At 54.7% G+C, this 25,499-nt stretch carries 22 protein-coding genes; 18 read left to right on the plus strand and 4 right to left on the minus strand.

The window, feature by feature from the left end; genetic code table 11:
- Positions 1-41: 41 nt before the first annotated feature.
- Entirely contained in the window at positions 42-1,016 is a 975-nt protein-coding gene (locus tag NST43_RS02390; protein ID WP_339222327.1) for a DUF4003 family protein, read from the minus strand.
- A 170-nt stretch (positions 1,017-1,186) separates the two neighbouring features.
- On the opposite strand from NST43_RS02390, the gene NST43_RS02395 reads away from it, so the two are divergent.
- From NST43_RS02395 to NST43_RS02450, 12 genes are all read left to right on the plus strand, one after another.
- The gene (locus NST43_RS02395) at positions 1,187-3,580 is read left to right on the plus strand and encodes an amylo-alpha-1,6-glucosidase (protein ID WP_339222328.1); all 2,394 of its coding nucleotides are present in this window, start codon (positions 1,187-1,189) and stop codon (positions 3,578-3,580) included.
- Positions 3,581-3,600: 20 nt separating this feature from the next.
- A complete protein-coding gene (locus NST43_RS02400; protein ID WP_339222330.1) occupies positions 3,601-4,440 on the plus strand; it encodes an aldo/keto reductase in 840 nt (279 codons plus the stop codon).
- 157 nt (positions 4,441-4,597) lie between these two features.
- Positions 4,598-5,494 carry an SDR family oxidoreductase gene (locus NST43_RS02405; protein ID WP_209991933.1) on the plus strand — a complete coding sequence of 299 codons (897 nt, stop codon included), beginning with the start codon at positions 4,598-4,600 and terminating at the stop codon, positions 5,492-5,494.
- A 228-nt stretch (positions 5,495-5,722) separates the two neighbouring features.
- A complete protein-coding gene (locus NST43_RS02410; protein ID WP_339222333.1) occupies positions 5,723-6,424 on the plus strand; it encodes an ABC transporter ATP-binding protein in 702 nt (233 codons plus the stop codon).
- Between the two features lie 13 nt (positions 6,425-6,437).
- Positions 6,438-8,999 (plus strand): ABC transporter permease, encoded by a 2,562-nt coding sequence (locus NST43_RS02415; RefSeq protein ID WP_339222335.1) that lies wholly within the window; start codon positions 6,438-6,440, stop codon positions 8,997-8,999.
- Positions 9,000-9,596: 597 nt separating this feature from the next.
- Complete coding sequence (locus NST43_RS02420) at positions 9,597-11,342, plus strand: peptide-binding protein (RefSeq protein ID WP_339222337.1); 1,746 nt, start codon at positions 9,597-9,599, stop codon at positions 11,340-11,342.
- 121 nt (positions 11,343-11,463) lie between these two features.
- A complete protein-coding gene (locus NST43_RS02425) occupies positions 11,464-12,435 on the plus strand; it encodes an ABC transporter permease (RefSeq protein WP_339222339.1) in 972 nt (323 codons plus the stop codon).
- Between the two features lie 59 nt (positions 12,436-12,494).
- Positions 12,495-13,454: an ABC transporter permease gene (locus NST43_RS02430; protein ID WP_339225318.1), complete on the plus strand. Its 960-nt coding sequence runs from the start codon at positions 12,495-12,497 to the stop codon at positions 13,452-13,454.
- Positions 13,421-14,437 (plus strand): ABC transporter ATP-binding protein, encoded by a 1,017-nt coding sequence (locus tag NST43_RS02435; protein ID WP_339222341.1) that lies wholly within the window; start codon positions 13,421-13,423, stop codon positions 14,435-14,437. Before NST43_RS02430 ends, NST43_RS02435 begins: the two co-directional genes overlap by 34 nt.
- The gene (locus NST43_RS02440) at positions 14,434-15,459 is read left to right on the plus strand and encodes a dipeptide ABC transporter ATP-binding protein (protein WP_339222343.1); all 1,026 of its coding nucleotides are present in this window, start codon (positions 14,434-14,436) and stop codon (positions 15,457-15,459) included. The genes NST43_RS02435 and NST43_RS02440 overlap by 4 nt, the downstream gene beginning before the upstream one ends.
- A gap of 214 nt (positions 15,460-15,673) precedes the next feature.
- The gene (locus NST43_RS02445) at positions 15,674-17,008 is read left to right on the plus strand and encodes a hypothetical protein (RefSeq protein ID WP_209991928.1); all 1,335 of its coding nucleotides are present in this window, start codon (positions 15,674-15,676) and stop codon (positions 17,006-17,008) included.
- A gap of 33 nt (positions 17,009-17,041) precedes the next feature.
- The gene (locus NST43_RS02450) at positions 17,042-17,698 is read left to right on the plus strand and encodes a SprT family zinc-dependent metalloprotease (protein WP_339222345.1); all 657 of its coding nucleotides are present in this window, start codon (positions 17,042-17,044) and stop codon (positions 17,696-17,698) included.
- Positions 17,699-17,729: 31 nt separating this feature from the next.
- Here the strand turns inward: NST43_RS02450 and NST43_RS02455 are convergent, their stop codons facing one another.
- Both NST43_RS02455 and NST43_RS02460 read right to left on the minus strand, forming a co-directional pair.
- A complete protein-coding gene (locus NST43_RS02455; protein ID WP_339222347.1) occupies positions 17,730-18,605 on the minus strand; it encodes a GNAT family N-acetyltransferase in 876 nt (291 codons plus the stop codon).
- Between the two features lie 42 nt (positions 18,606-18,647).
- The gene (locus NST43_RS02460) at positions 18,648-19,232 is read right to left on the minus strand and encodes a GNAT family N-acetyltransferase (protein WP_339222349.1); all 585 of its coding nucleotides are present in this window, start codon (positions 19,230-19,232) and stop codon (positions 18,648-18,650) included.
- A gap of 233 nt (positions 19,233-19,465) precedes the next feature.
- Here NST43_RS02460 and NST43_RS02465 point away from each other — a divergent pair, with 233 nt between their 5' ends.
- The 6 genes from NST43_RS02465 (at position 19,466) to NST43_RS02490 (ending at position 25,272) form a co-directional block, all read left to right on the plus strand.
- Positions 19,466-21,391, plus strand: coding sequence for an asparagine synthase-related protein (locus NST43_RS02465; protein WP_339222351.1), 1,926 nt, complete (start codon positions 19,466-19,468; stop codon positions 21,389-21,391).
- Between the two features lie 28 nt (positions 21,392-21,419).
- Positions 21,420-21,545, plus strand: coding sequence for a paeninodin family lasso peptide (locus NST43_RS02470; RefSeq protein WP_036694602.1), 126 nt, complete (start codon positions 21,420-21,422; stop codon positions 21,543-21,545).
- 191 nt (positions 21,546-21,736) lie between these two features.
- Positions 21,737-22,675, plus strand: a complete 939-nt coding sequence (locus NST43_RS02475; RefSeq protein WP_339222354.1) for an aldolase — start codon at positions 21,737-21,739, stop codon at positions 22,673-22,675.
- The gene (locus NST43_RS02480; protein ID WP_209991923.1) at positions 22,672-22,977 is read left to right on the plus strand and encodes a lasso peptide biosynthesis PqqD family chaperone; all 306 of its coding nucleotides are present in this window, start codon (positions 22,672-22,674) and stop codon (positions 22,975-22,977) included. Before NST43_RS02475 ends, NST43_RS02480 begins: the two co-directional genes overlap by 4 nt.
- Entirely contained in the window at positions 22,974-23,432 is a 459-nt protein-coding gene (locus NST43_RS02485; protein ID WP_339222356.1) for a lasso peptide biosynthesis B2 protein, read from the plus strand. Before NST43_RS02480 ends, NST43_RS02485 begins: the two co-directional genes overlap by 4 nt.
- A 13-nt stretch (positions 23,433-23,445) precedes the next feature.
- Positions 23,446-25,272 (plus strand): ABC transporter ATP-binding protein, encoded by a 1,827-nt coding sequence (locus tag NST43_RS02490; protein WP_339222358.1) that lies wholly within the window; start codon positions 23,446-23,448, stop codon positions 25,270-25,272.
- Here NST43_RS02490 and NST43_RS02495 read toward each other — a convergent pair whose 3' ends face one another.
- On the minus strand, positions 25,273-25,434 hold the full coding sequence (locus NST43_RS02495; RefSeq protein ID WP_209991920.1) for a hypothetical protein: 162 nt from the start codon (positions 25,432-25,434) through the stop codon (positions 25,273-25,275).
- Positions 25,435-25,499: the final 65 nt, after the last annotated feature.

The raw sequence follows: 25,499 nt of genomic DNA on the forward strand, positions 1-25,499 counted from the left end.
CGAAGCAAACTACGCTCCGGAAGCCTTTTGCATGTCAACCCTTAAGACGAAGCTGCCGCCGCAGCAGAGGCCGCAGCTACAGCAATCGCTGTCTGCTGGGCAATGATGATGTTGGTCAGGCTGGTAGACAGCGTGGATTGAATAATGCCGTTTCTCACATCATCTACATATTGATAGGAGACGAGCGCGGCAGACAGCAGGAGCAGCTCCTGCTTGTTGATCGACCAGCCGCCGAAGCCCTTCTGCGGGCGCAGGAACTCATAAGTATCCGAGACATCGCTTACCAGCTGCTGCTGCTCGTAGGGGATCAGGGACAGGATGCCAAGGGACGAGAGAGTATACTCTTTATCCATCCGGATATCCCGTGCCCGGAACGCTTCACGCAGGCTAAGCACCCGGCTTGCAAGATCCCCGCCGCCCAGCACCAGTACCTGTGTCAGCGCCTGAACACTGTTGCCGGAGAAGAACTCGGGCTTCAGCGTAACATAGAGCTGTTCCAGTTGCTCCAGTCCTTGCTCTACAGGGATATCGGAGAGCCCGAGCATGGCAGCGAAGATATAGTCGTCCCGTCCGGTCAAGAAACGGTGCTTCGACCGCATTCCTTCATAGAAAGCTTGAGTGCGGTCTATGGCTGCGGCATATTGATCGTACGGAGTATGGGCAGCGATCTGATAGGCGGCAATGACCAGGTAGTCGGAGGCCCGGAATTTGCGTTCCTTGAGCAAATCATATACAGCCAGCGTATTTGCAAGCTGCTGCTGCGGCTGGGGAGACAGGGAGAGCAGCGCAGCAATACAGATGGCTGAGGTTCCCCGGAAGGACGAGAAGCCCCGGGTGTTATCCTTGACCATCTCATGGTACATGCGGATCGCCTCCACATTGGCCATCTTGTCCTCCACCGCATAGAGCAAGGCGGCCAGCCGGTTCACGGAGGCATTTTGCCAGGGGAATTCCTGCTTAATCTGCTGGGCGTTAGTGACGAATAATTCAAGTCTGGCTATGTACGATTGCTTCATATGATGCACCTCTCATCTAGTGGTAGTTATTTGGGTTTATTCTACTATAAAAACCAAATCGATGAAATTGAATCTCTCCCTACAGACTTGCCCCCAAACCTATGAGAGCGTATTCTTGAATAAAGTAGACTAGAATGATAGATAATTATTCCGGAAAGAGAGGCACGAGAATGATAAGAGCATCTGAAGATAACGAATATTATGAGCTGTCCAGTCCCACCATTCTCCCTAAGGCTTCGGGGTTCCTGTGGAATGAGCAGATGATGATTCATATGAACTGCCGGGGATATGCGGTAGCCCAGTTCATGCAGCCCGAGCCTGCCAAGTACTCCTATGCGCCGAATCTGGAGGCCAAGACGTTCATGCAGCCGGAGCAGCCTTATTATGCCCACCACCCCGGCCGCTTCGTCTATGTCAAGGATGAGGAGAACGGAGAGCTGTTCTCTGCCCCTTATGAGCCTGTCCGCAACCCTCCGGATCATTACACTTTTGCAGTCGGTAAACATAATATTGTATGGACCATCGAGAAGAACGGGATTGCGATAGAGATGACGCTAAGCCTGCCAAAGGATGAGCCGATGGAGCTGTGGCGGGTGAAGGTGACCAATCTGTCTGCGGCGCGGCGGAGTATTAGCATCTACCCCTACTTCACCATCGGCTACATGTCATGGATGAATCAGTCGGGCGAGTATAAGGAAGCCTTGCAGGGAATCGTGGCTACAGCGGTCACACCTTATCAGAAATATCAGGATTATGCCAAAATCAAACATCTGAAGGACAAAACCTTCCTGCTGGGCGACCATGCCCCGGCCTCCTGGGAAGTGAATCAGGAAGCCTTCGAGGGCGAAGGCGGAATCGGCTCACCGTCCGCGCTTAAGAGTAAGCGGCTGGCGCAAGGCGAAGCCCGTTATGAGACCCCGGTTGCCGCTATGCAATACAGTCTGGACCTGGATGCGGGGGAAGAGCGTGAATACCGCTTCGTCTTCGGCCCGGCCCGGAGTGAGCAGGAGATTGCAGAGATCCGCCGGGAGCTGTTCCTGGACACCGACGCGGCGGGCGAAGACGGATTCGTGCGCGCCGAGCGGGAATATGCGCAATACATCGCGGAAGGCAGAGGAAGCATTGAGATTTCCACGCCGGATGCGGATCTCGACAATCTGGTCAACCACTGGCTGCCCCGGCAGATGTATTATCACGGGCAGACCAACCGTCTGACGACCGACCCGCAGACCCGGAATTATCTGCAGGATAATATGGGGATGAGCTATCTTAAGCCGCAGACGGCAAGAGCGGCGTTCCTGACGGCTTTAAGCCAGCAGGAGGCCAGCGGAGCGATGCCGGACGGCATTATTTTGCATGAAGCGGCTGAACTGAAATATATCAATCAGGTTCCGCATACAGACCATTGTGTCTGGCTGCCGATATGCCTAAGTACCTATCTGGATGAGACGGATGATTACAGTATTCTGGATGAGGAAGTATCGTATGCGGGCGGCTTGGAGACAGGACCAGTGCATGAGCATATCGACCGGGCAGTGCAGTGGCTGCTCCATGAGCGGGATGAGCGCGGCCTGAATTATATCAATCAGGGAGACTGGTGTGACCCGATGAATATGGTGGGGTACCGGGGACAAGGCGTGTCCGGCTGGCTGACCATCGCTACCGCGTATGCCTGTATGGTCTGGGCGGATATTTCTGAGCGGAGCGGCCGCACGGATACCGCCAAGACCTTCCGCCAAGCAGCGGAGGAGACGAATGCGCTCGTCAATCAGTACTTCTGGGATGGCGAGTGGTATGCGCGGGGAATTACCGATGACAATGTAGTGTTCGGAATCAGCAGCGACAAGGAGGGCCGGATCTTCATTAATCCCCAGGGCTGGGCGCTGCTCAGCGGTGCGGCGGATGAAGAGAAGCGGCAGAAGCTGATGAAGTCGGTCACGGAGCAGCTGGAGACCCCATACGGAGTGGAAAAGCTGGCACCGTCCTATACCGCCATGCGCGAGGATGTGGGCCGGGTGACGCAGAAGCATCCGGGGACAGCCGAGAACGGCGCAGTCTACAACCATGCCGCAGCCTTCTATATCTATGGCTTGTATGCAGTGGGTGAGCAGGATGACGCGTACCGTCTGCTGCGCAAAATGCTCCCCGGGCCCGATATCGAGGATATCATCCGGCGGGGCCAGCTGCCAGTGTTCATCCCTAACTATTACCGGGGCGCTTACAAGCAGTTCCCGCAGACCGCCGGACGTTCCAGCCATCTGTTCAACACCGGAACCGTTCCGTGGGTGTACCGTTGTCTGATGGACGGACTGTTCGGCCTGCAAGGCTGCCGGGAAGGACTCCAGGTGAAGCCGCAGCTTCCTTCCGGCTGGCAGGAGGCAACCGTGAAGCGTAGCTTCAGAGGCGCCGAGCTGCAGATTGAGATGAAGCGTGAATCTGGCGTAGCGGCAATCGAAGTATATCTGGACGGCAGCTTGGCGGAAGACGGTGTTCTGAAGGAGCTGAAACCGGGTAAGCAGTATCAGGTGCTGGTTAAGATTCCGGCAGGGGCTGCTACTATCTAAACACAGGAGGCTGCATAAACATGACAAATCATATTCCGGAAGTACTGCTGAACGATGGACTGAAGGTGCCTGCGATTGGCTACGGAACGGCCTGGATCAAAGGTACGAAGGGCGTGCAGAATCTGAAGACGGCCCTGGATTTGGGGTATCGTCTGATTGATTCTGCATTCAACTATGAGAATGAAGGCGTTGTCGGGGAAGCGGTACGGCAGAGCGGGGTACCCAGAGACCAGCTGTTCATCACATCCAAGCTGCCCGGACGCCATCACAAGTATGTTGAAGCGGTCGAGACTGTTCAAGAATCGCTGTACCGTGCAGGACTGGATTATTATGACCTGTATCTGATTCACTGGCCGAACCCCAAGGTGAACCTGTATGTGGAAGCATGGCAGGCGCTGATTGATGCGAGAGAAAAGGGATTGATCCGTTCGATCGGAGTCAGCAACTTTTTGCCGGAGCATCTGGATCGCCTGATTAAGGAGACGGGTGTCGTGCCAAGCATGAATCAGATTGAGCTGCATCCCTATTATAATCAGGCAGAGCAGCGTGCTTACCATAAGAAGCATGGAATCATTACAGAATCCTGGAGCCCGCTGGGACGCGGCACGGAGCTGCTGAAGAATGAACAGCTGAGTGCGATCGCCGCAGCCCATGACAAATCGGTCTCACAGATTGTTCTGCGCTGGCACGTTCAGCTGGGAGCGGTTCCGATTCCAAGATCGCAGTCGGAGGAGCATCAGCGGGAGAATCTGGATATTTTTGATTTCGAGCTGTCAGAGGCTGAGATGAAGGTGATTTCGGAGATTCCGACAACCGGACCGCTGTGGGACCAGGACCCGGCCGTGTACGAGGAGTTCTGATCCATTAATGTTATAGAGATACGGCCCCTTGCTCTTTGGCAGGGGGTTTTTGTTACAGCGCTCATACATAATTCGTTTAAGAAAAAGGGAAGCTGGTTACATAGAAAGAGTCAGAAGCCTACAAAAGTTCAGAAGCGAACAGAGGAGGAATATTATCATGAGTAATCAATATAAGATTCAAGATCCTGTGCAGCAATATGAAAAGGCTACGCCTGAATTCGAGCAGCAGCAGCCCAGTCCCGGCCTGGAGACGAAGATGCATCCGCGTCCAGATGACGGGGCGGGCACCTACAAGGGCAGCGGGCGGCTCACCGGACGGAAGGCCGTCATTACGGGAGCGGATAGCGGAATCGGGCGGGCGGTAGCGATTGCTTTTGCCCGTGAAGGCGCCGATGTGGTGCTGGCCTATCTGCCGGAGGAAGAAGCTGACGCGAAGGAAGTGGTTAAGCTCGTGGAGGAAGCCGGCCGCAAGGCAGTGGCCCTGCCGGGCGATCTGAAGGACGAGAAATACTGCGAGCAGCTGATTGCCAAGGCCGTAGAGGAGCTGGGCGGAATTGATATCCTGGCTAACATCGCCGGTAAGCAGCAGTTCGTCAAAGACATCGCCGACCTGACCACAGAACAGTTCGATGCTACCTTCAAGACGAATGTCTACTCGCTGTTCTGGCTCTGCAAGGCAGCGGTGAAGCATATGAAGCCGGGTAGCACGATTATTAATACATCATCGATTCAGGCCTATGAGCCTTCAGAGATTCTGCTGGATTATGCCACTACCAAGAGCGCGATCAACACGTTCAGCAAAGCGTTCGCTCAGCAAGTGGCGCCTAAGGGAATCCGCGTGAACGTTGTCGCCCCGGGACCGGTGTGGACTCCGCTTCAGGTAAGCGGCGGACAGCCGGAGGAAGTCCTGAAGGAGTTCGGAGCCAAGACCCCGCTGGGACGTCCCGGCCAACCAGCTGAAATGGCTCCGGCCTATGTATTCCTGGCCAGCCAGGAATCAAGCTATGTCAGCGGCGAGACCCTGAATGCCAACGGCGGAATGCCGACCCCATAAATTAAGGTTGAGTAGTAAACACGCTTGAGCAGGAACCTCCGTTAGGAGGTTTTTTGCTGTGAAAGAAATAATTGGAGGCAGTCTGCGTCACCTGGATCCAGCTGAGGCGGGCGGACTCCCTCCACTTTTGCCATCATAGGGGGTTCATGTGCTACACTTGAGTAATTGAATCGGTATCTGCCAGTTCTGGCGCATTAGCGGTTTGTGGAGAAGACAGGAGGAGACAGCATGGCGTTCGTAACGGTGAAGGGCGAATATAAGCGCTATAAGATGGGGGAGACCCTGATAGTTGCCAATGACGGCATTGAATTTGAGATTGAAAAGGGTGAATTTGCTGTCATTGTTGGACCCAGCGGAGCGGGGAAATCAACAGTGCTTAACATACTGGGCGGAATGGATTCCGCCGACGAAGGCCAGGTCATTGTGGACGGTACGGACATCGCACGTTTCAGCGCTAAGGAATTGACCGGCTACCGCCGTAATGACGTAGGTTTCGTGTTTCAGTTCTATAACCTGGTTCCAAACCTGACGACACTGGAGAATGTCGAGCTGGCTTCGCAGATCTCGCCCCGGGCCCTCGATGCCCGGAAGGTGCTGGAGGATGTGGGGCTTGGCGCCCGGCTGAATAACTTCCCGGCCCAGCTCTCGGGCGGGGAGCAGCAGCGCGTGGCTATCGCCAGAGCGCTGGCGAAGCAGCCGAAGCTGCTGCTCTGTGATGAGCCTACCGGTGCGCTCGATTACAATACCGGCAAGCAGGTGCTTAAACTGCTGCAGGATACCTGCCGCGACACCGGCACAACGGTAATTGTGATCACGCATAACCTGGCAATTGCTCCGATGGCCGACCGGGTCATCGAGATCAACAACGCCAAGGTACGGAAAATGGTGAAGAATCCAGCACCGGTATCCGTGGAAGATATCGAATGGTAAGGAGCCGGGAACGATGAAGAAACGGGCACTATGGAAGGATGTTTTTCGGGAGATCGGCCGCACCAAGGCGAGGTTCCTCTCGATTTTTGCAATTATTATGCTGGGGGTCAGCTTCTTCTCCGGGATCAAGTCGGCCGGGCCGGATATGCTGGACACCGCAGCAACGTATTATAAGGATCTGCGGCTGATGGATTTGCGGGTCCAGTCCACTTATGGGCTGTCGGAGCAAGGAATCGAGCAGCTTCGGGGGATTCCCGGGGTGCAGACGGTTCAGCCTGTATACAGCTCCGATGTATTTCTTGGCGACAGCGGGCTGATTGCCAAGGTCTATTCGTATGCGGACAATAATGAACTGAACGGTTACAAGCTCACCGCCGGGCATCTCCCGGCAGCCTCTGGAGAGATTGTGCTGGATGAACACCTGCGCGAGGAAGAGAAATTCGCGCTCGGAGATTCCATCACCTTCGGCGGCGAGGCCGGGGAGACGCCCGAACAGAGCTTCCGGACCAAGACTTATAACGTAGTAGGCTTCGCGCAGAGTCCGCAATATATTGAGACCGCGAACCGCGGGACGAGCCGGATTGGCAAAGGGACCGCCGATGCGTTCGCCGTCATCCCGGAAGGGGATTTCACGCTTCCGGTGTACACGGAGGCCTATCTCAGCTTCAAGGATACGGCTGCACAAACAGCCTATACGTCTGCTTATGACAAGCTGATTGAGCAGCATCTTCCCGAAGTGGAGGAGGCGCTCAAGGATTACCCGGCGCAACGCCTGGAGGAGCTGAAGACGGAGGCGGTAGCGGCGGCCAAGCAGGCTGCGGCTCAGCAGGGGACGCAACAGCCGCAGCCGCAACAACAACAAGCAGCATATGCCGCACAGAGCCAGCCGGAGCTGCCCAAGGTATATGTGGCAGACCGCACAATTAACCCGGGATACGCCGAATACAAGGATAATGCGGACCGGCTGTCGGCGATTGCGTCGGCTTTTCCGGTATTCTTTTTCCTGATTGCAGCGCTTGTCAGCTTAACCACGATGACCCGCATGGTGGAGGAGCAGCGGCTCCAGATCGGGACGATGAAGGCACTCGGATACGGCGCTATGGACATTATGACCAAGTTTCTGGTGTATGGAACACTTGCCAGCCTAGCTGCATCCATCGCGGGCCTGGCGGTTGGCTTCACGTTCTTCCCGGATATTATCTATAATGCCTACAGCTCGCTCTATAACCTGCCGGATGTGATCAAGAGCTTCTATCCATCCTACGCCGTTATTTCCATCATCGTGGCGCTGGTCTGTACAACGATGACGGCCATGGTCGCTTCACGGGTGGAGCTGCGGAGCAACGCGTCTGTGCTGATGCGGCCCAAGGCGCCCAAGAGCGGGCAGCGGATTATGCTGGAGCGCTTCAAGTTCCTGTGGACCCGGCTCAGCTTCGTGCAAAAGGTGACAGCCCGCAATCTGTTCCGCTACAAACAGCGGATGTTCATGACCGTTATCGGGGTGGCAGGCTGTACCGCGCTGATTCTGACCGGCTTTGGACTGAAGGATTCCATCGGCAGCATCGCCGAGCGGCAGTTCGGCGGCATTATGAAATATAGCGCCCTGGTAGCCCTGCATGATAATGCAACTCCTGCAGATCAAGCTTCCTATAAGGAACTGATTGAACAGGAGACTGCAGTTACAGGCACGCTGAATGTGCTGCAGGAGGCTGTGACGGCCCGGGCCAAAGGCGTGAACGACCAGGAAGTGCGGATCTTTGTTCCCTCGGATACAGCTGAGCTGGCGTCTTTCGTTAATCTTAAGGACCGCAGCACCGGTAAGCCGCGTGTACCCAGTGACGAGGGCGCGGTCATTACAGAGAAGCTGGCCAAGCTGTATGATGTGGCACCCGGAGGTACGTTGACGCTTCTGGACAGCAACAATGAGCCATTCCAGATCAAGGTAGCGGCGGTCACCGAGAACTATGTGCTGCATTATGTATACATGACTCCGGCTTACTACACAGAGGTGTTCGGCAAGGAGCCGGTCTATAATACTCAATTATTGAATTACAGCGGCAAGGATACAGGGTGGGAGAGCGCCTTCGGGGAGAAGCTGACTGCGAATGGACAGGTGGCCTTGGTCAGCTTTTCCAGCGGAGTGGGAGAAGCATTCGAGGGAACCATGGACAGTATGGATATCGTCATTGTGGTGCTGATTGTCTCTGCTGCCGCGCTGGCCTTCGTGGTTCTCTACAACCTGACCAATATTAACGTGTCCGAGCGGGTCCGCGAATTGTCTACGATTAAGGTGCTCGGCTTCTATGATAAGGAAGTCACTCTGTATATTTACCGGGAGAATATCCTGTTGACTCTGCTCGGCATCCTGTCCGGCAGTGCCCTGGGGGTGATCCTGCACCGGTTCGTCCTGTCGACTGCCGAGCTGGATGCCACCATGTTCGCTCCGCTCATCAAGTGGCAGAGCTACATCTATGCAGCGTTGCTGACCATACTATTCTCAGGCATCGTAATGGTATTCATGCACATCAAGCTCAAGCGGATTCATATGATTGAAGCGCTGAAGTCGGTAGAGTAGTTCAGTCACGATTTTGTCAAAAAAGATAAAAAAAGCATCAGCATATAAGGAAGGATAATGAGCCGGGGGCAGAGGGAGCCCGGAGCCGTTATCCTTCTTTTTTGTGCCTGAAAAGGAACCGATGGCTGGGGGATTAGCGCTGAAACATGCGAAAATATGACGAACAGTGTCGTAAAATCGCGAAAATGATAAGAAAGTGTCAATAAAACTAACCCGATTAAACTCATTATAATGATGGGTAAAAGGTGTTTTTACAGTTATTTCAAGATACATTGGAAGTAAATGTTTCGGGAGCAAAAAAGTAAGATTGTACAGCGGTAAATAAATATATTGACGTAAGATATATTCACATGTAATATAAACCATAATTTATGAGGGAAGTTGTGAGGCTTCCCGCCGGGAATGTTATCCCTGACCTTAATTGACCCGCGGTCTATTCAACGCATTTCTACAATATATATTAGGTGTGATGTTATGTCACATGTAATGCGTAGGCGGTCATTAGTGGTCTTAGACGGATAACGATCCGGAGCATCCCAGTCTCCCGAGAAGCTTTGAAGAGCAGGTACAAGCACTTAACTAAGGAGGAGTAAAGGAATGGCGAAAAAGAGAAAATGGTGGTCAGGTTTACTAGTCTTATCGTTGGTAGGGGTTCTATTTACAGGTTGCAGTACGAATAACACTGCGGGTTCTTCAACAAATGCGCCTGCAGCCACTACAGCACCGGCAGAGAGTGCGGCGCCTGATGCTACGGAAGCACCTGCAGCTGACGCGCCTGTTGACGGCGGAACACTAGTTACAAGCTCATTCTCCGATATTGTTAATATTAATCCGCTCTTAGTTAATGACACCGCGTCTGGTGATGTGGCCCAGTTCGTCTTCGCCAAGCTGTACAACCTGGACCGTGAAGGTAATGTACAGGCAGAGGATTGGTCGCTGGCTGCCGCGCTGCCGGAGATCTCTGAAGATGGCTTGACCTATACTGTGAAGCTGAAGGATACCGCCAAATGGAGTGACGGTCAGCCCGTCGTCGCAGATGATGTAATCTACACCGTTGAAATGGCCAAGAATAAGGAGACAGGCTCTCCGCTGATCAGTGCCTTTGACAAGGTGAAGAGCGTTGAGAAGGTGGATGACCACACCGTCATGATCACAATGTCCCAAGTCTATGCGCCGTTCCTGTATGCGCTGGTCCAGGAGATTGTTCCAGCCCATGTCCTGAAGGATGTGAAGCCGACCGAAATGCAGAAGAACCCCTATGGTACTGATCCGGCCAAGACCGTTACAAGCGGACCGTGGAAGTGGACAGCCTGGAAGCAAGGCGAGAGCCATACCCTGGATGCTGATCCGAACTACTGGGGAACCGTGAAGCCTCATATCGCTCAGGTGATCTACAAGATCTATGCTGACCAGAACACTGAGGTTCAGGCGATTATGAAGGGCGACACGGATCATATCAGCGCGATTCCGGTAACCCAGGTTGAAGCAGTTAAGGCTGACGGGAAAATCGATATCATCCAGAAGCCGGGCGCGCAGTACGAATATGTTAACTTCAACTTTGACGGCAAGAACTTCCCGGATGGCTACGGCCTGTTCCAGGGACAGAAGACCAGACAGGCGATTGCCCATGCCTTGAACCGTCAAGGAATGGTGGATAATATCCTGAAGGGCGTAGGCGCGCTGATGAATGCGCCGTTCCTGCCGGATACGTGGGCTGACCCGGGTGATGCTGCTGTGAACTATGATTACAATGCTGAAACGGCCAAGAAGCTCCTGGCTGAAGACGGCTGGGTTGCGGATGCCAAGGACGGCATTCTGGTCAAAGACGGCCACCGCTTCTCCTTCGAGCTGCAGTATAATGCCGGCAACAGCCGCCGTGAACAGGTAGCCGCTGTTATCCAGCAGAACCTGAAGGATGTCGGCATTGAGGTGAAGCCTAAGGCGATCGACTTCGCTGCATGGATTGACCAGAACGTAACGCCGGGTAAATATCAGGCCCTGCTGCTGGCATGGTCCCTGAATACACCAGACCCGGATGCAGAGAGCATCTTCTCCTCCAAGTACTTCCCGCCTGCCGGACAGAACAGCGGCTGGTATAAGAATGAGAAGCTGGATAAGCTGTGGGTAGACGGATATTCTACGGTAGATCAGGCTAAGCGCAAAGAAATCTACAAAGAAGTAGGTAAGGAAATCTCGACCGACCTTCCTTATGTATTCCTGTATCAGTATGGTCAGGCGATCGGAACAGGACCTAGAGTGCACTGGGCAGAGGAGGATGCTCCTGAGCCGTCACTGGGCTACGGACAGTTCTTCCACGCTATCAAATGGTGGGTAACCGAGTAACGTACCGACTAAGTGAATAGACTTGCGGGAGGTGAAAGAGAATTCTCTTTCACCTCCCCCTTTTGTATAAATAGGGGGCCTTCCGTAATCTATCGCCTTACCATCTCTAGGAGGATAGCCAATGACAGAATACCTGATACGTCGAGTGCTTCAATCGGTACTGGTCATCTTTCTGATTACCATACTAACCTTTCTTCTCATCCATGCGGCTCCGGGCGGACCCACACAAGTGATGCTGGCCCCGGGCTTGACTCCCGAAATCTTCGAGCAGCAGGCCAAGAACCTGGGTTTGGATCAGCCCATTCCCGTACAGTATTTTCACTGGATCGGCGACCTGCTGCAAGGGGACCTGGGGTATACCTTCAAGAACCATATTGCGATCTCGGACCTGCTCTGGCCGCGTATCGGCAACACCATAATCCTGATGGGTGCGGCTTGGCTGGTATCCCTGCTGATCGCAATCCCCTGGGGAATCTACAATAGTACCAAAGTCTATGGTTTATCGGATCAGACGGCTTCCTTCATTTCATATCTGGGCTTCGCCATGCCGACCTTCTGGTTCGGGATTCTGCTGCAGCAGTGGCTGTCGCTCAAGCTGGACTGGTTCCCATTGTCGGATATGCATACAAGAGGCAAGGAAGACAGTATCGCTGATTTATTCATGCATCTGGTGCTGCCGGTAACAGTGCTGGCACTTGGTTTCCTGGCTTCTTATATGAAGTATGCGCGGGCCAGTATGCTGGAGGTGCTGGATCAGGATTATATCCGGACGGCACGGGCCAAAGGCGTCAAGGAACGGAAGGTCGTCTTCCGCCATGCCCTGCGCAATGCGCTTATTCCAATTATTACGATACTCGGCCTTGATCTTCCGATCCTGGTGGGAGGGGCCGCACTAACAGAGAATGTATTCAACTGGCCAGGAATGGGCCGTTGGTTCGTGGAGATGGCAAGTGCGCGCGAATATTCGGCACTGATGGCTGTGACTATCGTAACGGCTGTGATGGTCGTCATTGGCAATCTGCTGGCAGATATACTGTATGTCGTAGTTGATCCCCGCGTGAAGCTCGGCAAGCAAGGGGGGAAGGCAGCATGAGTACAGACAATACAGAGCTTACCAAAGGGAAGGTATCCAAGCCGCTGGGAACGCCGGATATGAGTCCGATGCCGGGCGGGACTGACCCCGAAATTCCGGTGGTTGATTTGGACAGACCTCCCGGCCCGTGGAGAGTGCTGTGGAAGAAGTTTTCGCGCAATCCTTTTGCTATGGGCGGGTTGATCGTCCTGCTTATCTTTGTGCTGCTGGCGATCTGCGCACCGTTCCTGACCTCCTATGGGCCGGAGAAGATTGATCTGATGTTCGCCAACCTGAAGCCGGGAGCGGAGGGGCATCCCCTTGGCACCGACGAGCTGGGCCGCGATATTCTCAGCAGACTGCTGTACAGCGCGCGGATCTCGCTGCTTATCGGTTTCTCGGTTGCGGCTGTATCCGTACTGGTCGGATCGGTGGTCGGAGCCATTTCGGGTTACTTCGGCGGATTCGTGGATACGGTATTCATGCGGATTGTTGACGTCATGAACTCCGTACCATCCCTGTTCCTGAATATCCTGGTGATGGCGCTGTTCGGAACACAGATTAAATTCATGATCCTGATTCTGGCGTTCACGAGCTGGATGAGTATTGCCCGGCTGGTCCGGGGAACCTTCCTGCAGCTGCGGGAGATGCAGTATGTGGAGGCGGCCAGAGCAATCGGGGTATCCAGCTGGGGGATCATCTTCCGGCATCTGCTCCGTAATGCGAGCTTCCCGATCATTGTCAATGCCACATTGATGGTCGGCGGCGCGATTCTCAGTGAATCCGCGTTGTCCTACCTGGGCCTTGGTATCCAGGCTCCGGCTACGAGCTGGGGGCTGATGCTAAGCAGTGCACAGGAATTCATGCTGATTGATCCGATGCAGGCCGTATATCCGGGTCTGTGTATCCTGCTCGTCGTGCTGGCGGTTAACTTTATCGGCGACGGCATCCGCGATGCCCTTGATCCCAGACAGCAAGTGACCAAATCCCGGAGGAGGCTGGAACAATGGCGCAAAAACTACTCGAAATCCGGAAACTAACCGCCGGCTTTGCGACCGAGAAGGGACTGCTCAAAGCAACCGATGGCATCTCCCTCACGGTGGATAAAGGGCAGACGGTCTGTATTGTAGGCGAATCCGGCAGCGGCAAAAGTGTGACCTCGCTGGCGATTATGCGCCTGATTGATTACGCGGGCGGGATGATTCTGGAGGGAAGTATTGACTTCCATGGACAGGATCTGGGGAAGAAGACGCAGGAGGAGATGCGGGGAATCCGCGGCAACCAGATCGCCATGATCTTCCAGGACCCGATGTCTTCGCTGAATCCGGTCTTCACGATAGGCGAACAGATCGCTGAGAGTCTGCGGCTGCATCAGAATAAGAAAGATGCAGAAGCGCTGAAGCTGGCGGTCGATCTGATTAGATTGGTGGGCATACCGGCACCGGAGATCCGTGCGAAGCAGTACCCGCATGAGCTGTCTGGCGGGATGTGCCAGCGCGTGGTCATTGCGATTGCGCTGGCCTGCAACCCCGAGCTGCTGATTGCCGATGAGCCGACCACCGCGCTTGATGTGACCGTGCAGGCGCAGATTCTGGATCTGCTGCGCAAGCTTCAGTCGGAGCTTGGCATGTCCATCCTGTTGATTACCCACGACATGGGGGTTGCCGCCGAGATGGCTGACCGCATTGCGGTCATGTATGCGGGCGCTATCGTGGAAGAGGGCGGTGTAGAAGAGATCTTCGACCATCCCAGCCATCCGTATACGGTAGGGCTGCTCCAGTCCATTCCGGGGTTTGAAGGCGGACGGGGAGGCGAGCTCTATACGATCAGCGGAACGATTCCGCCGATAGGGCAGCTGCCTGCGGGCTGCCGCTTTCACCCGCGCTGTCCGCATGCTATGGATATCTGCAGAAGCGAGGAGCCGCCGGATTTCATGATTACAGGTGATCACCGGACCGCCTGCTGGCTGTTCAAGGATAAGCCGGTTTCAGCGGATACCAGCAGGGAGGCGAAGCGCGCATGATGAACAGGGCAGCAACCGTACCAGACCGTAAGCTACCAGCTTCTTCTGAAGTGCTGGTGGAAGTTAAGGATATTAAGAAATATTTCCCGATCACCAAGGGCCTGCTTAACCGGACCGTTGGACAGGTGAAGGCCGTGGATGGGGTCAGTCTGTCGATCCGCCAAGGTGAGACGTTCGGGCTGGTCGGGGAATCCGGCTGCGGCAAATCCACCTTAGGGCGGGTACTCCTCCGGCTGCAAAGTGCGACCGGGGGGCAGGTGTTATTCAAGGGCCAGGACATTCATTCGCTGCGTTCACGTGACATGCGGAAGCTGCGGGAAGAGATGCAGATTATTTTCCAGGACCCGTTCGGGTCACTCAATCCGCGCTTCCTCGTCAAGGATATTATCGGCGAGCCGCTGCGTATTCACTTGAATATGTCCGCCAAGGCTATCGATGCCCGGGTGGTCGAGCTGATGGAGCTGGTGGGTCTGGATGCCAGCCGCCGGAACCGCTATCCGCATGAATTCTCCGGCGGACAACGCCAGCGGATTGGCATCGCCCGGGCGATTGCGCTGAATCCGCAGTTTATTGTGGCCGATGAGGCCGTGTCCGCGCTGGACGTATCGGTGCAATCCCAGGTCATTAACCTGCTGATGAAGCTGCAGAAGGAGCTGGGTCTAACCTTCCTGTTCATCGCGCATGGTCTTAACGTAGTCCGGCATATCTCTGACCGCGTTGGGGTTATGTACCTGGGCAAGCTGGTGGAGGTGGGAGAGACGGAGGAACTGTTCGCTGCTCCGCTGCATCCGTATACTGCCGCCCTGCTCTCGGCTATTCCGAAGCCGACACCAAGGCGCAAGCAGGAGCGCATTATGCTGGAGGGAGATGTGCCCTCCCCGGCCAATCCGCCCTCCGGCTGCCGGTTCCATACCCGCTGCCCGTTCGTCCAGGACAAATGCCGATCGGTGGAGCCGCTGCTGGAAGAGGTCCTGCCGGGCCGTCCGGTAGCCTGTCATTTCCCGTTGCTTCCGAAATCCTGAACGAGGATTACCCTATGCTGTGCCGAAGAGGAACGCTGCTGAATCTTACGCGGTGTTCCTCTTTGCTTGTCGTACCGTCCTAAACTAATCATTGTGTTAAAGGCATTTCTATAAGAAAATGAGAAAAAGACTAATCAATACCGCAAAGGTTGCGGAACCGGAGGTTAGGGTGAAAAAGGTCAGTACAGCAATTTCAGCGCTCTTTATACTAGTTATGATCATAGCCGTCTGGGTATGGGCAGTGTCAGTACATACCTGGACCCTGGCGGGGACCTTGGCATCCCTGCTTTGTCTGGCCCTGTTTATCTGGACGGGCTTGCGGGCCATTCCCGCTATAACCGGGTACATCATGAGCCCCGGCGCACTAAGGACGTTGAATACGGACGACTCGCCGGAGGAACGGCAGCGGATCTGGTGGAAGATTGTGCTGTGGGTGATATTCAGCCGGGTGCTGCTGATCCTTGCGGCTTATGTATTCTGGGTGCTTCGGGAGGGCGGCTCCGGCAGTCTGTTCTCCCGCTTCATCGAGATGTGGCATATCCGCGGAATTGATGCGATGTCTTATCTGGGCATTGCCGAGCGGTGGTATGTGACGGAAGGGGACCCCAGATTTCATATTGTATTTCTGCCGTTCTTCCCCGTTATGATCAAGCTGGCGCAGTTCTTCACAGGCAATTATATGGCTGCCGGGTTCGCCGTAGCCAATCTTTGCACGCTTGCAGCGGCGTTGTTCGCTTATGAACTGGCCCGGCTGGATATGGGACGCAGGCACGCCCTGCGGGTAGTGAAGTACATCTTCATCTTTCCGTCAGCCTTCTTTTTCTTCTTGCCCATGACTGAGGCTTTGTTCCTGCTGCTCTCCCTGATGGCGCTGTATTTTGTGCGCAAAAAGCGCTGGCTGCTGGGCTGCCTCTGTGCGGCGCTGGCCGGATTCACCCGTTCCCCGGGGATTCTGCTGGCCGTACCGATTGCCGTGGAATTTGCCCGGGAGCTGGCCGCTGGTTACAGGTCTATGGACCGGAAGGCTTTTACGAATAAGCTGATCTTGGCCATGGTCTCCCTGGTGAGCGTCTCCTTCGGTCTGCTGGCTTATCTCTACATCAACTACAATGTGACGGGCAACGCGTTCCAGTTCAGTATTTATCAGCGGGAGCACTGGTCGCAGCGCTTCTACTTCTTTTTCGATACCGTGAGATATCAGATAGAGTATGCGGTGAATACCTTCAAGGATGCCGATTACCGGTCGTTCCTGGGGCTGTGGCTGCCGAATTTGAGCGCGATCTTCCTGGTCCTCTTCATGATGCTCCGCAGTGCGAAGAAGCTTAATCCCGCATACATGGCGTACATGATCGCCTATTTCGTCTATGTGGTGGCCCCGACTTGGCTGCTGTCTGCCCCGCGTTATTTTGCCGTAGCTTTTCCGCTGGCCTTCGCGGCTGTGCTGTTGACGGAGGATAAGAGATGGAAGGATATCCTGCTTACCACGCTATTTATTGCGGGGGGTCTCCTGTATCTGGCGGTGTTTGTATCCGGTTATCCGGTATATTAGTGTGTACTAGAAATTACAGAAACGATGGTGGCTATGCAGATTCAACTAGAAGATCAGATGGTGACGTTACATGTCCAGTATGCCAAGCGTAAGAAGCTTTCCGTAACGGTAGACGGCTCGGATCTCATTACCGTTAAGGCGCCGAAGGGAACGAGTGAAGAGACGATTCTAGGTGCGGTAGCAAGTCTAGGCCCGAAGATTCTGGAGAAGTTGCGCAGCAATGCGGCGGCCCGGCAGGTGCCGAAGGTTAAAGCTTATGAGGGCGACGAAGAAACCTTTTTGTACATGGGGAAGGAGCATGCGCTGCATGAGTTAATTGGGGACAGGCAGGCGGATGCCGGGGAGCTGAAGCTTGCGCTGAAGAAGTTCTATACGGCCAGTCTGAAAAAAATCATCGCAGAGCGCATCAAGCCCTACCAGGCGCAACTCAGAGTGAAGCCAAAGAGTATTGAGATTGTGGAATCACGGACCAAATGGGGGAGCTGCAGCTTTGACGGCAAGCTGACGTTCAACTACCGCCTGGCCATGGCGCCGCCTGAAGTGATCGACTATGTCATTGTTCATGAGCTGTGTCATCTGCTGCATATGAATCATGACCGTTCCTTCTGGCGGCGCCTGGGAAGCATAATGCCGGACTATAAGGAGAAGGAAGCGTACCTGGCCCGGCAGGGGCAGTTTATGACACTGTGAACATTTTACAGGTTAAAAGTGTAGCGTACGCCTAGGCGATGGAAGTAGCCGGATGCTTGATGTTAGCAGGATACTGCAGTCCGCCCTGAGTCCGGACGAATAGGCCCTCAGAATGGCTGCTGCCTGACAATTCCAGGCCAGGGTCATCCGGGGTGAAGTGGAAAACGATTGTCTCCGTGTCGCTGTCCGCAAGCTTTAGGGCGATTTCGCGGCAGGAGAAGGGCTGTGTGCTGATCAGATCGAAGAGCTCAAGCTGCCCATTCTCCTGCTGGCAGATGGCAATGAGATTCTCGTCCTCCAGGTAGTAGAGCTGATCGCTGAACACATTCAGGCAGTAGAACATCAGGAGTCCATGGGCGCCGCTGACGCCAAGACGCTCAGATACCGGTACCCGCTGTGCTCCAAGGGTAGAGACCAGGCTCAGATCATGCGGGTCGGCGAGATTCAGCTTGCGGATTGCCGCAGATCCGGCAGCGCCTCCGGGGCAGGCCATGGAGAAGATCTGCTCTTCCACCGGGTGGAAGCCGAATTTAGGATAGAACTCCAAGACTGACTCATTGGCGAAAAGATACATGAATTCACATGCTTGTCCGTAATCCTCCAGCACCTTGTCCATCAACCGGGCAGACAGGCCGCGTCCTCTATAGTCAGGATGAGTCATCACCGTTCCGATCTGCACAGCATGGGACTTCACCCCATTAATAATTAGCTCTATGAGATTCACCGAGACATTGGCCACGATCCGGTCTCCCTCCGCATAAGAATAAGGAACATACTTATCCGTCCAGCAGCCCCCCTCATACCAGCGCTCCAGCTCTAGCTCGAACGTGTCTTTTGCCAGCTCGAAAAAGCTATTCCGCAGCGGCTCTATATCTTTGTAATCCCTAACAAACTTCAATTCTTGCATGGTCTATCACTCCATATAGTATATTTGTCCTCATTCACCCATTTAATATTCAACCCCGCGAACCTTTGAGTAGACCATTGTGTCTCTCAAGCTCCCCTGTACATCAGTCTTGTCATTGCGCAGGATACCTTCCAAAGTAAAGCCAGTACGTTCGGCTACGCGAGCGCTCTGTGTATTGCGGGAATCGCAGCGGATCTCCAGCCGGTTAGCTTGTAGCTCCTGTATGGCGAAATCCGCAATGGCATTCACCGCTTCCGTGATGTAACCTTGACCCGCGAATGAGGTGTGTACCCAATATCCGATTTCAAATTTACGCACCCGCCAATCGATCCGGTGCAAGCCGCTGCTCCCGATAAGCTGTCCCGTCTTCTTATGAAAAAGCAGCAGCCGGATATCGCTGCGTTCCAGGAACTGCAGCCGTGATTTCCGGATGGATACCTCTGATTCTTCCACAGAAGGGACCTGCTGGGCCCAAGGCATCCAGTGCCGTAATTCCGCTGCGCTTTCCTGTACTGCTTTATGTACAGCGGCACCGTCTCCCCATAATACTGAGCGGATTTGCAGGCGGCTGCTTTCGAAGCTTTCCGGTACGGGAATCAGGATGGGGTCCGTTGAATAATTGTCCATGAATCTAGCTCCTATTAAAGGTATTTGGTGAATCAGTCAATATCAGTATAAGCCATTATATACCATAGGTCATATTTCAGGGTTTTAATACCATAGATTATAACTATAGTCAATACGCTAAAGGATACCTAAAAGTACTCTCTGGTACTATTCACATTTAATGGCAAGAACGTTATCGTAGGTAATAAGAAGTGTTCACTGTAACGAATTTATAGACAGCTGGAGGTTAACCCATGAGTGCAATCGCCGGGATCTATTCTATGCAGCATGGGCCGCTGGACCCGGAGCTTGGCCCGCGCCTGATGCAGGAGCTGCAGCGTTATCCGGCGGATGATGCTCGGGGCTGGAATACGGAAGGGCTGTTCCTCGGGTGCCACGCACAGTGGATTACCCCGCAGTCCCGGGGCGAGGTCCTTCCCTACTATGATCCGCAGCGGAAGCTGGCGATCGTAGCTGACGCCATCCTTGATAACCGCAGCGAGCTCTTCGGACAACTTCAGGTTGTCCGGGAGGATCAGGAGTCGATGCCGGACAGTCTGCTGATTCTTCTGGCCTATGAGAAATGGGGAGATCAGGCTCCGGTGCATCTGGTCGGAGATTTTGCCTTCATGATCTGGGATGCCGGCAGGCAGACGCTGTTTGGAGCGAGGGATTTCTCGGGGAGCCGTACGCTGTACTTCCACCGCTCAGGCAGACAATTCTCCTTTTGCACCGTGATTCATCCGCTATTCACGTTAATGGATGGAGAACACACGCTGCATGAAGGCTGGATCTCGGAATATCTGGCGGGCCAGGGCCGGATGGATGTCGCGGATATGTTCTCCACGGTTTATCAGGGTGTGGAGCAGCTGCCCCCGGCACATTCGATGACAGTCAGCGCGAAGGGGATTACCTTCTCCAGATATTACACCTTCCAGACGCCGTCTCCACTCCGGCTGCGCAGCAATGGCGAGTATGAGGAAGCATTCCGTGAGGTATTCGGACGGGCCGTCCGGGACCGGTTGCGTACCCATCTTGAAGCTGGTGCGAACTTAAGCGGCGGGCTGGACTCGGGGGCGGTGGTGAGCTTTGCAGCGGAGGAGCTTCGCCGCACCGGCAAGCCACTGTACACCTTCAGCTCGTATCCCCTGGATCACTTTACAGGGTTCAAGCTGGGCCAGCGGGTGACCGATGAGCGTCCATATATTCAGGAGACCATCGACTATGTCGGGAACATTGAGCCTAGCTTCTACAATTTTCCTGACCGCAGCTCTTATGGCGAAATCGACGAATGGCTCGATATTATGGAGATGCCCTACAAATTCATAGAGAATTCCTATTGGCTCAAAGGTATATATGAACAAGCCGGACTGAAGAATGCCGGTGTGCTGCTCAGCGGACAGCGGGGCAACTGGAGTATCTCCTGGGGACCGGCGCTGGATTACCAGGCGAAGCTGCTGCGTGAATTCCGCTGGTTCCGCTTTTACCGGGAGAATAAGCTGTACAGCCATTCGATGGGCGTAAGCCGCAAAAGAATGCTGAAGATTGCCGGGCGCAAGGTATTCCCCGCCCTGGGCCAGCTGATGGCTGGGAAGCAGGAGGCTGCGCCGGAGCTGATCCATCCTGAATTTGCCCGGCGGACCGGGGTGCAGGAGCGGCTGAAGGAGCTGGACCAGTCGCCTGCTTCCCAGACCGTGTACGATATCCGCAGAGAGCATTTCCGCCAGCCGCATGTCTGGAATGTGAACGGAACGGCGGCTACCAAGCTGTCGCTGAAGTACAGGGTATGGGACCGGGATGCGACGAATGACCTGCGTGTCATCAACTTCTGTATGTCGGTGCCTGAGGAACAATACGTCCAGAACGGTATGGATCGCTCGCTTATCCGCCGGGCGATGGAAGGGCGGCTGCCGGATAAGGTCAGGCTTAACCAGACCCGGCGCGGTATCCAGGGGGCGGACGGCATTACACGAATGCTGCCCGAGTGGCAGAGGTTCCAGCAGGAGCTGAGGGAGATGCTGCAAGACCCCCGTACTTCGTCTTATCTGAATCGTCCCGGGCTCGCCGGATGTTTGGACCGGCTGGGTAGTGAGCCCGAACCATTATTAATCTTTAACACGGATTTCCGCCTTCTTACACGAGGACTGGTGTTCTACCGCTTTTTGAAGCGGCTCTCCTGAAGGACGTTTCTTGAAAGGGGGTGACAAGATGAAAAAGGAATACAGCAAGCCTGCATTGGAAGTGTTGGATGTGAAAATGACTATGGCTGGCCCAGGGGTATCCATTGCCGATGCGTTCCAAGCCGATCCAGATGAAATCGTTAGTCACTCCTAGTCTTCTGCATTACCGCTCAGCCCTAATCCCTCTTAGCTTGCTGGAGGGGGATCAGGGCTATCCCTTTATCCGAAGTAACGTTCCGACTTGAAATATAAGAATGTATAGGTTTCACGCTATACATTGCAATGCCGTTTCCACTTGTCATCCGCAAGACAACGGGTGAAATTGACTGAGATGGAGTGAGCAGTATGGCTGGCACAGTGCAATGCCTCGGTTATAAGGCTTTTGGCCTGCAGATCCTCAGTGAGTTCCCGTTGCCGGAACTTCCCCGTACGGATCACCCCGGAAGGATAGGGAGCCTGTCGGTAGTTGAAGGTCATCTAACGGATCGCTGGGAAGATATACCGAAGATTACGCCGAATCTGGGCATCGCGGAGCATGAAGTGATGTTCATGGTGAAGGGCACCGCTATTTTTTCCATACAGAACGGCAGTACCATTACAGTCTCTCCAGCAGCAGGCGCAGATCCGGATAGTATCCGCTTGTTCATTCTGGGCAGCTGTATGGGTGTAGTGTTGATGCAAAAAGGCATACTGGCCCTGCATGGCAGCTCGCTTGTGCTGGACAATAAGGCCTATGCGCTGGTGGGGCGTTCAGGTGCGGGTAAATCCACGCTTGCCTCCTATCTGATGGATCAGGGACATCTCCTGGTCAGTGACGACGTTATTCCCGTGTTGGTGCATAATGGACATCCATTAGCTGTTCCAGGTTATCCGCAGCAGAAGCTGTGGCAGCAGAGCCTGGACTATTTGGGAATGAATTCGTCTGCGTACCGTCCGTTATTTCAGCGGGAGACCAAGTTCGCCGTACCGGTGCATGACCGGTTCCAGAGTGAGCCGCTGCCGCTGGCCGGCATATTTGAACTGTCTGTGGTGCAGGACGGGCCGGTGGCCGTAGAGGCGATAAGCGGCTTGGACCGGCTTCATACCTTATACAATCATACTTATCAAAAAGCGCTGGTTGACCCTATGGGTGTCAGAGAATGGCACTTCGGGCTGCTGGCCTCGTTCGTGAACCGGCTGCCGATGTACCGGCTGACCCGCCCTGAGCAGGGCTTCAGTGCACCGCAGCAGACAGAAATGATTATGGAGACGATTATGCCCAAGGTGAAGGAGATGAACCTATGAATATGAATACTACAGAAGTGTTGTCGCTGGATTCGGTACTGGTTCAACGGGAAGGCAATATCGCAAGTGATATGGACGGCGAGAAGGTCATGCTGAATGTGAAGAACGGCAAATACTACAACCTCGGCGAAGTCGGCGGTGAGATCTGGGAAGCATTGGCTTCACCGGTATCGATTCGGCAGATTGCCGGGAAGATGCAGGAGATCTTCGAGGTGCCCGCAGAGCTGGCGCAGCAGGATGTCATTGATTTTGTACAGAATCTGCTGAATGAGGATCTGGTCTCCATCGTTAGCGGACCATGATGACCCTCCGGCGGCTCCGTCTTCTGCTGGTGCATGACAAGGCGTTGCTTGCGCTGCTTCCCGAGACATTGTGGCGGCTGATGCTGGTCCGAATCCAGCTGTTGTTCCCCTTTGCCAGGACGGCCCCGCAGCTTGGGGTGAAATCCCTGGAGACTCCCTCAGTATCCAAAGCTTCCGATATTCGCCGCATCCAGCAGATTACCAAGGCGATCCGGGTGATGAGCCGCTATACTCCCTGGAAAAGCACCTGTATGGTCCGGGCGGTAGCCGCCCTGAAGATGCTGGAGAAGCGGGGCATTGAGAGTACCCTCTATATGGGGGTGGCCCGCGATAAGCAGGGACAAATGATTGCCCACGCCTGGCTGCGCAGCGGAGCCCATTATGTCTCCGGGGATGATGCTATGCAGGGCTTCGTGGTGGTGGAGAAGTTCGCGAAGGTGTTACAAGCCGAGTAATCGAGGTGGGTCCATGCAAGTTATAATCTACTACGTCCGGCAGCTTCAGCGGTTGTCGGGCGTGAAGCTGTATCTTAATCTGTTGGGCATGGTGATCAGCGGTCTGCTCGAGAGCTCCGCCATTCTGCTGCTGGTTCCCATGCTTGGCATGGCCGGTATTCAGCTGGGCGGCGCGGCGGCGGGCTATCATCTTCCTATGCTCGGATTCATCAGTGAACTGCCGCAGTCCACAGCGCTGCTGCTGGTGCTGGGCAGTTATGTTCTAATTGTGCTCTGCCAGAATCTGATCGCAAGGTTCGTGGCGATCCGCAATGTTGAGATTCAGCAGACCTATGGCAGGCAGCTGCGCTATGAGGTCTATAGCGCATTGCTGCGGGCGCAGTGGTCTTTTTTTCTTAGGAAGCGCACCTCTGATCTGATCAATATGATGACCACCGAGCTGGCCAGAGTCCTGGCGGGTATCAGCGGCTTCCTGCAGTTGCTCACTTCGCTGTTGTTCACTCTGGTGCAGATTGCCTTTGCCTTCTGGCTGTCCCCCAAGATGACACTGGCGGTTCTCGTCTGCGCGGCGCTGCTGTCCATCTTCTCCCGGCGGTTCATCCGTAAGGCGAAGAGGCTGGGCAGCCGCAGCACGGAGCTGGGCAAGACGTATTTGGGCGGCATTACCGATCAGCTGAACGGAATCAAGGATATCAAAAGCAATAATCTGGAGCAGTCCCGCCTCGAATGGCTGCATGCCTTCACCGGCGAGGTCAAGCAGGAGCAGCTGGACTACACGCGCCTGCGCTCCAACTCCCAGCTTCTGTATAAGCTGTCTGCCACGCTGCTGATTGCCCTATTTATCTTCGTCTCCTTCCGGTTCATGCAAGTGGCGGGGCCGAATCTGCTGCTGGTTATTCTCGTCTTCACCCGGTTGTGGCCGACCTTCTCGACGCTACAGTCGCTGTTGGAGCAGCTGGCCTCGGTAGTGCCATCCTTCAAACAGCTGCAATCGCTGCAGGAAGAATGTCTGGCTGCTGTTGAGCATGAACCGGATCAAGGCGTAGAACAGGTGTCGCCTATGACGCTGGAGCACGGTCTGGAGGCCCGGAATGTCGATTTCCGTTATCATGCGGACGAGCCGCAATATTCACTCCAGAACGTGAATGTGCGGATTCCCGCCCGGAAGATGACGGCGATAGTCGGACGTTCAGGCGCCGGCAAAAGCACGCTCGTCGATCTGCTCATGGGACTGATGCAGCCGGAGAACGGGGAGATTCTGGCGGACGGTCAGCCGGTCACGGGGGAGCGGCTGCTGTCCTACCGGAGATCCATCGGGTATGTGGCACAGGACCCGTTCCTGTATAACGCGACCATCCGCGATAATCTGATGATGATCAAGCCGGATGCAGAGGAAGCGGAGCTGTGGGAGGCGCTGGAGTTTGCTTCCTCGGCGGACTTTGTCCGCAAGCTGCCGGACGGATTGGATACACTGCTGGGTGACCGGGGCGTTCGCCTGTCAGGCGGGGAGCGGCAGCGTCTGGTGCTGGCACGCGCCATTATCCGCAAGCCGTCGATTCTGGTGCTCGATGAGGCGACAAGTGCGCTCGACACCGAGAACGAGCAGCGGATTCAAGAGGCGCTGGAGCGGATTAAGGCTTCCGTGACCGTCATTGTCATTGCCCACCGCCTGTCCACGATCCGTGGAGCCGATCAGATTCTGGTCATCGACCAGGGCCGGGTCATCCAACAGGGAGTCTACAGCGGCCTGGCTTCGGAGAAGGGCGGCATGTTTAGCCGGCTATTGAAGGGGCAGGAAGAAGCAAGATACACAAATGGAGACATAAGGACTCAAGCGTAACTACGGTGAATATTTGGACTTCCGGCCGCTGTTGTCACCATATTTCATGATTTGTACCGCTACTAGCGGTTGAAATCCGGTGACAAAGGCGGTCGCTGCCGCTCCTCCAGTTCCAAAATTCCCCTTCGTTACTTCCGCCTTATGTTGCCATTCATAGTTCAAGCTATATCCAGCTTGAAAGTAAGTAAAAAGGCACGTGCTGCATTTACTAGTAGCACGTGCCTTTC

Source organism: Paenibacillus sp. FSL H8-0332, from assembly GCF_037963835.1.
Lineage (GTDB): Bacteria > Bacillota > Bacilli > Paenibacillales > Paenibacillaceae > Paenibacillus_AQ > Paenibacillus_AQ rhizoplanae.

Coding starts and splice junctions, on each gene's coding strand:
- NST43_RS02390 (WP_339222327.1), bottom strand. CDS start 1,016: ATGAAGCAATCGTACATAGCCAGACTTGAATTATTCGTCACTAACGCC.
- NST43_RS02395 (WP_339222328.1), top strand. CDS start 1,187: ATGATAAGAGCATCTGAAGATAACGAATATTATGAGCTGTCCAGTCCC.
- NST43_RS02400 (WP_339222330.1), top strand. CDS start 3,601: ATGACAAATCATATTCCGGAAGTACTGCTGAACGATGGACTGAAGGTG.
- NST43_RS02405 (WP_209991933.1), top strand. CDS start 4,598: ATGAGTAATCAATATAAGATTCAAGATCCTGTGCAGCAATATGAAAAG.
- NST43_RS02410 (WP_339222333.1), top strand. CDS start 5,723: ATGGCGTTCGTAACGGTGAAGGGCGAATATAAGCGCTATAAGATGGGG.
- NST43_RS02415 (WP_339222335.1), top strand. CDS start 6,438: ATGAAGAAACGGGCACTATGGAAGGATGTTTTTCGGGAGATCGGCCGC.
- NST43_RS02420 (WP_339222337.1), top strand. CDS start 9,597: ATGGCGAAAAAGAGAAAATGGTGGTCAGGTTTACTAGTCTTATCGTTG.
- NST43_RS02425 (WP_339222339.1), top strand. CDS start 11,464: ATGACAGAATACCTGATACGTCGAGTGCTTCAATCGGTACTGGTCATC.
- NST43_RS02430 (WP_339225318.1), top strand. CDS start 12,495: ATGAGTCCGATGCCGGGCGGGACTGACCCCGAAATTCCGGTGGTTGAT.
- NST43_RS02435 (WP_339222341.1), top strand. CDS start 13,421: ATGGCGCAAAAACTACTCGAAATCCGGAAACTAACCGCCGGCTTTGCG.
- NST43_RS02440 (WP_339222343.1), top strand. CDS start 14,434: ATGATGAACAGGGCAGCAACCGTACCAGACCGTAAGCTACCAGCTTCT.
- NST43_RS02445 (WP_209991928.1), top strand. CDS start 15,674: ATGATCATAGCCGTCTGGGTATGGGCAGTGTCAGTACATACCTGGACC.
- NST43_RS02450 (WP_339222345.1), top strand. CDS start 17,042: ATGCAGATTCAACTAGAAGATCAGATGGTGACGTTACATGTCCAGTAT.
- NST43_RS02455 (WP_339222347.1), bottom strand. CDS start 18,605: ATGCAAGAATTGAAGTTTGTTAGGGATTACAAAGATATAGAGCCGCTG.
- NST43_RS02460 (WP_339222349.1), bottom strand. CDS start 19,232: ATGGACAATTATTCAACGGACCCCATCCTGATTCCCGTACCGGAAAGC.
- NST43_RS02465 (WP_339222351.1), top strand. CDS start 19,466: ATGAGTGCAATCGCCGGGATCTATTCTATGCAGCATGGGCCGCTGGAC.
- NST43_RS02470 (WP_036694602.1), top strand. CDS start 21,420: ATGAAAAAGGAATACAGCAAGCCTGCATTGGAAGTGTTGGATGTGAAA.
- NST43_RS02475 (WP_339222354.1), top strand. CDS start 21,737: ATGGCTGGCACAGTGCAATGCCTCGGTTATAAGGCTTTTGGCCTGCAG.
- NST43_RS02480 (WP_209991923.1), top strand. CDS start 22,672: ATGAATATGAATACTACAGAAGTGTTGTCGCTGGATTCGGTACTGGTT.
- NST43_RS02485 (WP_339222356.1), top strand. CDS start 22,974: ATGATGACCCTCCGGCGGCTCCGTCTTCTGCTGGTGCATGACAAGGCG.
- NST43_RS02490 (WP_339222358.1), top strand. CDS start 23,446: ATGCAAGTTATAATCTACTACGTCCGGCAGCTTCAGCGGTTGTCGGGC.